The organism is Dehalococcoidia bacterium (genome assembly GCA_030648205.1).
Taxonomy (GTDB): domain Bacteria; phylum Chloroflexota; class Dehalococcoidia; order JAUSIH01; family JAUSIH01; genus JAUSIH01.
Genome location: JAUSIH010000042.1, coordinates 23,887 through 31,033, shown reverse-complemented (window position 1 = coordinate 31,033; position 7,147 = coordinate 23,887). Strand labels below are relative to the sequence as shown.

Genomic DNA, 7,147 nt, shown 5'->3' with positions numbered 1-7,147 from the left:
ATTGGGCGTAAAGAGGGCGCAGGCGGCCTTTTAAGTCGAGTGTAAAATTTCCCGGCTTAACCGGGAGGGATCATTCGATACTGTTAGGCTAGAGGACAACAGAGGAAGGTAGAATTCCCGGTGTAGTGGTGAAATGCGTAGATATCGGGAGGAACACCAGTGGCGAAGGCGGCATCCTGGGCTCTACCTGACGCTGAGGCGCAAAAGCGTGGGGAGCAAACCGGATTAGATACCCGGGTAGTCCACGCCCTAAACTTTGGGTACTAGGTATGGGGGGTATCGACCCCTCCCGTGCCGGAGCTAACGCGTTAAGTACCCCGCCTGGGAACTACGGCCGCAAGGCTAAAACTCAAAGGAATTGACGGGGGCCCGCACAAGCAGTGGAGCGTGTGGTTTAATTCGATGCAAAACGAAGAACCTTACCAGGGCTTGAACGGTGGGAAGTAGAAACCTGAAAGGGAGACGACCTGTCAAGTCAGGAGCCTGCCGAGGTGCTGCATGGCTGTCGTCAGCTCGTGCCGTGAGGTGTTGGGTTAAGTCCCGCAACGAGCGCAACCCGCGTCGCTAGTTGGGTTATCTAGCGAGACCGCTGCGCACAACGCAGAGGAAGGTGCGGATGACGTCAAGTCATCATGGCCCTTACGTCCTGGGCTACACACACGCTACAATGGCCGGTACAAAGGGATGCCAAGGCGCGAGCCGGAGCCAATCCCAAAAAACCGGCCCCAGTTGGGATTGCAGGCTGAAACCTGCCTGCATGAACGCGGAATTGCTAGTAACCGCAGGTCAGCATACTGCGGTGAATACGTTCCCGGGCCTTGTACACACCGCCCGTCACGTCATGGAAGCCTGTAACATCTGAAGTCCGTACGCCAACCCGCAAGGGAGGCAGCGGCCGAGGGTGGGACCGGTAACTGGGACGAAGTCGTAACAAGGTAGCTGTAGCGGAAGCTGCGGCTGGATCACCTCCTTTCTAGGGAGTCAAGAAGCCAGCGCCATGCGCGTCTGTCAAACCTCCGCCCCAAGGTGTGGGACGGTGACTGCGCGTATGGCCTAGACCCCTGGCCTTGTATCCCAGGTCGATCGGCTCGGTTCGCCGAGTCGAGCACCTGTAAAATGGTGCGAAACCCTTCCTTCCACTCTTCCGAGGTTAAGACAGAAGACCGGCCTTCAGCCGGTCTTTTCTTTTGCAGACAGGGGAGGGGATTATGTCCGCTGATTACTCTCGCTCTCACGACCAGTTCAACGAGGCCCTGACCGAGGCCAAAAGCGCCTTCGCCGCCGACCCGCCTCGCGCCCGTGTGGCCTTGGACCGGGCGCAGCGCCTGTACGCCGAGGGCTGGAGCAACGCCGCCGCCGTGTGCCCGGAGGTGGACAGGTCCGTGACGCTTAGCCTCCAGACCATGCGCGAGGCCATCGAGCGGGCCGACGCCCCCGAGTTCGGCGTGCAGCGGCAGATCGCCTCCAAGTCGCTGCTCACCATCGCCTACCGCAACCTGGACTCCGCGCTGGTGAAGGACGACCTGGCGGCGGCCCAGGCCTGGTGGCCCCTCTTCGTCGCCAAGTTCAAGTGGGACAAACGCCCCGTCCCCGCGGTCGAGGCCATGGCTGAGGCTGCGCGCGACGGGCAGAAGTTAGGCCAAGCCAGAGCAGCCGTAAAGTCCGCCCTCGTTGACGCCTTCGCTCTGAAGGTGAAGGAGGAGGGCATGGAGGCCGTTGCGTTCGGCTCCCAGGACAGAGCGGTGGGCCGGGAGAAGGCCATCGAGGCTGTCGTTTACTTTGGGGCCGTGGAGGCGGACCTGGCGGCAAGGCTGGGCGCAGCACGTCACCAGGAGTTGGTGCGCGCCGTCAACGGCCTGTACGCCGCCGCCTCCGAGGGCGACGCGGAGCAGGTGAAGGCACTGGCGGGCAGAATCAAAGGCATACTGACGTAATCACGTTTGGGGCGCATTGACGCTCGACCATCCCCGGCCAACCGTTCGATCCGCGCTTCGCTGCTCCCGTTCCTGACAACCAATGCAGCATCTGAGTCCTTCAATGGAAGGACGAAGGGCCTACGCTGGTTGAAGACAGACCTGGATTCTGAGCGTAGCGAAGAATGACAGGCAATGGAATTGCTCACACCGAGCCTGTCGAAGGATGAGCGGGACGCCTAAGCCCACCACGGACGGCGTCCGCGTGCGTTCCGCCGCCGTTCCGCCCGCGCCCGCAGCTTCTGGATGTAGGGATCGTCCAGAAAGCGCTCGAAAGGCTGCGGCACGCGCCGCGCCCCCCGCCGGAGCGCCTTCGCCAGCGCGTACCGCATGGAGTCATGGAAGCGCTTCTCCACCTTCTCCGTGATGGGGACGCCGTGCTGCCGCATGAGCACGAAGGCGCGCTCCCAGGCGTCGTGCTCCTGCTCCATGCGGCTCGGCCAGGAAGCGCGCTCCATGTGCTGGAGGTGGTGCCCTATCTCATGCGCGAAGATGGAGAACGAGAGTGGCGTGCGCGGTCGCGGCGCCTCAATGCACGTCTCCACGAACACGCCCTTCTTCTCGACGTGCCACGCCACGCCGGTGAGGCTCTTCCGCCAGCGCATCACGCGGACCGGGTGGGCCGCCAGGAGGGAACGGGCCGCCGCTTCCAGCGCGGAGGGCGTCACCGGGCTGCTCGATGGCGCGGCAAGCGGGATGGAAGCGGCAAGCGGCGAAGGGAAAGCATACCGCCCCGTGCTCTACGAGGTCGCTTGCTTGGCGCGGGCCTTCGCCCTGGACGCGCGGGCGGTCTGCGCCGCCTGCTGGCTCTCGCGGATCTGGGCGCGCAGGGTCACGAGGCGGTGCGCCAGGAAGGTGCGGAGCGCCTGGATCTCCCTGTTCATCGCCTCCTGGAAGTAGGAGCTGTACTCGCCCATATTGCGGAACTTGCGGTAGCGGGCCGACCGCAGGACGAGCGTCGACTTGCCCTGGAGGTCCGCCAGCGCCCGCACCAGCGCGCGTTGCAACGCTTTAGCCGCCTCGTCCGGCTGCTGGTGCGCGCCGCCCGCCGGCTCGCGGACAATGGCGTCCACAATCCCCAGCTTCTTGCAGTCCTGGGCCGTCAGCCTCAAGTACGATGCGGCCACGTCCGCCTTGCCCGTGTCGCGGTAGAGCAGGCCCGCCGCCCCCTCCGGCGAGACGGGCGCGAGGATGGCGTTCTCCAGCATCAGGATGCGGTCCGCCACGCTGAGAGCCAGGGCGCCCTCGCTGCCGCCCTCCCCGATGATGGCGACCACAACGGGCGCGGGCAGGTCTGTCATGAGCGCCATGGTCGTGGCGATTGCCCCACCCATGCCACGCTCCTCCGCCTCCAGGCCCTGATAGGCGCCGGGCGTGTCCACCAGCGAGACGACCGGCAGGCGGAACTTAGCCGCCAGTCGCAGGGCGCGCTGCGCCTTCCGGAAGCCCTCCGGATAGGGGCGGCCGCCCCTGCGCTGGGACACGCCGTCCGGCCCGTGGCCGCGCTCGTGCCCCACCACGACGACCGGCTTGCCCTGGAGATAGCCCAGACCGCAGATGATGGCGGGGTCGTCGCCGTACAGGCGGTCGCCGTGCAGCTCGATGAACTTGGTGAATATGTACTGGATGTAGTCTTCACTGGTGGGCCGCTGCTTGTGCCGTGCCAACTGCACCCGCGTCCACGCCGAGTCCTCTTCGGTGCGAGCAGGACTGGCCTGGGCGCGCGCGTCCTTCACCGTCAGACTGGCGCGCGTCCCCAACAGGTCCAGAAGAGTGGAGACCACCTCCTGCAGCCGGGGCCGCTCCACCACCATGTCCACCATGCCGCGCTCCAGGTGGGCCTCCGCCGTATGCGCGCCGCTGGGGAGCGGGCGCCCCGTGGCCTCATGCATGACCCGCAGAGGCGCGAAGCCTATCAGCGCGCCCGGCTCCGCAATGAGGATGTCGCCCAGGTTGGCGAAGCTGGCGTAGACCTGACCCGTCGAAGGGTTGGACAGGACCACGAGAAACGGCAGCCCGCGCTTGTGCATGCGGTTGGCCACGGCCACCGTCTTGGCCATCTGCATCAGGGAGAGCACGCCCTCCTGCATGCGCGCGCCGCCGGACGCGACCACCGCCACCACGGGCAGTCGTTGCAGCAGCGCCCGCTCGAAGGCGCGGGCCATCTTCTCGCCGACGACGCATCCCATGCTGCCGCCCATGAAGCCGAAGTCAAGCACGCAGACGACGGCGCGCGCCCCGCCGATGCGGCACGTGCCCGTGACCACCGCCTCGCTGAGGCCGGTGCGCTTCTGCGCCTGGCTCACGTCCCTGGTGTAGGGGGACGCGGATTCCCCTGAGAATGCGATGGGGTCAGTGGAGACCTGGTGGGAGTCCATCTCCTGGAACGTCCCCTTGTCCGCGAGCAGGGTAATTCGCTCCCGCGCGCCCAGGCTGTAGTGAAAGCCGCACTTGGGGCAGACGCGGTAGCGGAGGTACACATCAGAAGCGGCGAGGGCGGTCTGGCAGGAGACGCAGAGCTCGTCCGACTCCTTGCCGTTCTCTTCCTCGTGCTCAATGATGAAGCTGAGCAGGTCCGCCAAGTTCTTCAGGTGAGCACCCCTGTTCCCTTCCGCTGGGAAGGTCACGGATTACACCGGGCCGTTTCTGGCTTCAACAACTAGTATGCAACATACCGGCCCGGCGCGCTAGGGTCTCTACGCAAACAGTAACGATAGCCGCGCGCCTGGGTTAGGCCTGTCGGCCCTGGACTTTCGTATCCTCCGTCGTCGGAGCCAGCGGAGGGAGGACCTGCGCTTGTTCGCCCGTGTCCTCGAAAACGTCAGACGCATCTTTGCCGCTGAACACCTCGCGGGACTTACCCGACTCCCCCGCGGCCACAATGCCTTTCTCCTCAAGCTGGTCCATGAGACGGGCGGCCCGCGGATAGCCAATGCCCATCTTGCGCTGCAGCATGGACGTGGAGATGCGCGAGTGCTGCGAGGCCAGGCCTTTCGCCTTCTCGAAGAGGGGGTCAGCCGCGCCGTGCGCCTCACCATCCGCGCCGTGCTGCTCCTCGTCCTCCACCACCAGCTCCGGGACCGGCGCCGCCCCCCGCTGCGCCCTCCAGTGGCCCACCACCTTGTCCACCTCCTGCTCGGACAGGTAGGGTCCCTGCAGACGCCGCGGCATGGGGGCGTCGGATGGCAGATAGAGCATATCGCCGCGGCCCAGGAGCTTCTCCGCGCCCACCGTGTCCAGGATGACGGCGGAGTCCACCATGGATGTGACGTTGAAGCTCACGCGTGTGGGGAAGTTCGCCTTGATCTGGCCCGTCACCACTTTGACCGACGGCCGCTGTGTGGCGACTATCAGGTGAATGCCTACCGCACGGCCCTTCTGCGCCAGCCGGCACAGGTAGAACTCCACGTCCCCCGGCGCCGTCATCATCAGGTCGGCCAGCTCGTCAATGACGATGACCAGATAGGGCATCTTCTCGCCGTGCGTCCCCTGATTGTACGACTCGATGTTGCGCGCCGATGATTTCTCCAGCTTCTTGTAGCGGTTCTCCATCTCCACGGTCGCCCACTTCAGATACGGCACTACCTTGTCGGGCTCCACCAGCACGGGAGTCACCAGGTGCGGCACGCCCCTGTAGGCCATCATCTCCACGCGTTTGGGGTCAACCAGCACCATGCGCAGCTCCTCGGGCGTCGTGTGCATCAGGAGGCAGGTGATAATGGCGTGCAGGAAGACGCTCTTGCCGCTTCCGGTGGCGCCCGCCACCAGGCAGTGGGGCATCTTGGTCAAGTCCGTCACCAACGGCTCTCCGCCGGCGCCCTTGCCCAGGGCGATTGGCAGAGTTGTCTTCTGCTTCATCTTCTGGAAGGCCGCACTTTCGATGAGAACGCGCAGAGACACGGGGGACATCTTGGGATTGGGCACCTCGATGCCGACAATGGACTTGCCGGGCACGGGCGCCTCTATGCGAATGCTGGGCGCGGCCAGGGCGAGGGCCAGGTTCTTGTCCAGCGCCGTGATGCTTTCCACCTTGACCCGCGTCCGGGAGACCTCGTCGTTCCGGAAGATGGGCTGGCCGCTCCGGTCCAGCCTGGGCCGGCCGTCCTTGTCCCTCTCCTGGACTTTGACGAACTTGCGCACCCAGCCTGGCTCAACACCGAACTGGGTCACGGTGGGGCCAGGGTTAATCTGGACCACCTTGGCCTCGATGTTGTAGCTGGCCATGGACTCCTCAATCAGGCGGGCCAAGCGTTGCTGCTCCTCCTGGTTGGCCTGCGCCTCGTTGCTACGCTCCAGCAGGTCAAGCGCGGGGAGGCGCCAGCGGCCAAAGCCCGGCGTGGGCGCGGTGAGGTCTTTGCTCTTGACGATGGTTGAACTCGCCAGCGCCAGCGCCGGAGCGGGCGTGGGAGCTTGAGGCGGAGGCGCGGCCCTGGCGGCGCGCGCTCGCGGCGCCGGAGGAGCGGACCGCGCGTCCTCCTCCGGCGCTTCGTCCTTGATGGCCGGGGTCGGAACAGCGGCAGGGGCGGGCTCGGCTGGCGTGATCCGGGCAGGCGCGGGCGTGCGGGTCACCAGATCGCGTGCCAGCCGCCAGGTCCTCCGGGCTATTGCGGCCAGGACGTCGCCGATGACCTGACCGAGGGCTACAAGCTCCGTCCGCAAGCGTCCCAGGACAAGCTTGGTCAAGCGCCACGTGGTATGCGGGGCCACCAGGAGCAGGCCAATGAAGACCATCGCCAGGACGCGCACCATCCCCAGAATCGGCTGCGGCCCGCGCACCGCCAGGCCCAGATATCCGCCCGGGGGAGCGGGCGCGAAGACCGTCCCTTCGCCGGAGGCGTACGCGAGCAGTCCCAGGAAAGCGAGGGTGAAGGCGACGGCGCCCGCCCAGCGGTTCCAGTGCTGCGCCAACGGCTTTATCCCGTGCGCGGCGATCTTCCACGCCACGATGATAGCAATCACGTTGAAGATGAAGACGCCAAGGCCGAAGAACTGGAACAGGGCTTCAACGACCGTCCGCAGCAGGTCCAGTGCGGCCTCCGCGAAGACGAGCAGCAGGAGCAGCGCCGCCAGGAACAGGAGCAGGCGCCGCCCCAGACGCGTTGCGGCGAAGGCGCGGAACCGGTCAACCATAGAGCATTACCCCCTGGCAATCCGGCGACAGCCTGCGAGCGCCG

At 65.8% G+C, this 7,147-nt stretch carries 4 protein-coding genes and 1 rRNA gene; 2 read left to right on the top strand and 3 right to left on the bottom strand.

The window, feature by feature from the left end; all coding sequences use genetic code 11:
- Positions 1-973: ribosomal RNA gene (locus Q7T26_05090) — 16S ribosomal RNA — on the top strand; the annotation flags it as partial.
- A 235-nt stretch (positions 974-1,208) separates the two neighbouring features.
- Positions 1,209-1,934, top strand: coding sequence for a hypothetical protein (locus tag Q7T26_05085; GenBank protein ID MDO8531531.1), 726 nt, complete (start codon positions 1,209-1,211; stop codon positions 1,932-1,934).
- 218 nt (positions 1,935-2,152) lie between these two features.
- Here Q7T26_05085 and Q7T26_05080 read toward each other — a convergent pair whose 3' ends face one another.
- From Q7T26_05080 to Q7T26_05070, 3 genes are all read right to left on the bottom strand, one after another.
- The gene (locus Q7T26_05080; protein MDO8531530.1) at positions 2,153-2,641 is read right to left on the bottom strand and encodes a hypothetical protein; all 489 of its coding nucleotides are present in this window, start codon (positions 2,639-2,641) and stop codon (positions 2,153-2,155) included.
- A gap of 72 nt (positions 2,642-2,713) precedes the next feature.
- Entirely contained in the window at positions 2,714-4,600 is a 1,887-nt protein-coding gene (locus tag Q7T26_05075; protein MDO8531529.1) for an acetyl-CoA carboxylase carboxyltransferase subunit alpha/beta, read from the bottom strand.
- Positions 4,601-4,703: 103 nt separating this feature from the next.
- Positions 4,704-7,103, bottom strand: a complete 2,400-nt coding sequence (locus tag Q7T26_05070) for a DNA translocase FtsK 4TM domain-containing protein (protein ID MDO8531528.1) — start codon at positions 7,101-7,103, stop codon at positions 4,704-4,706.
- Between the last annotated feature and the right edge of the window lie 44 nt (positions 7,104-7,147).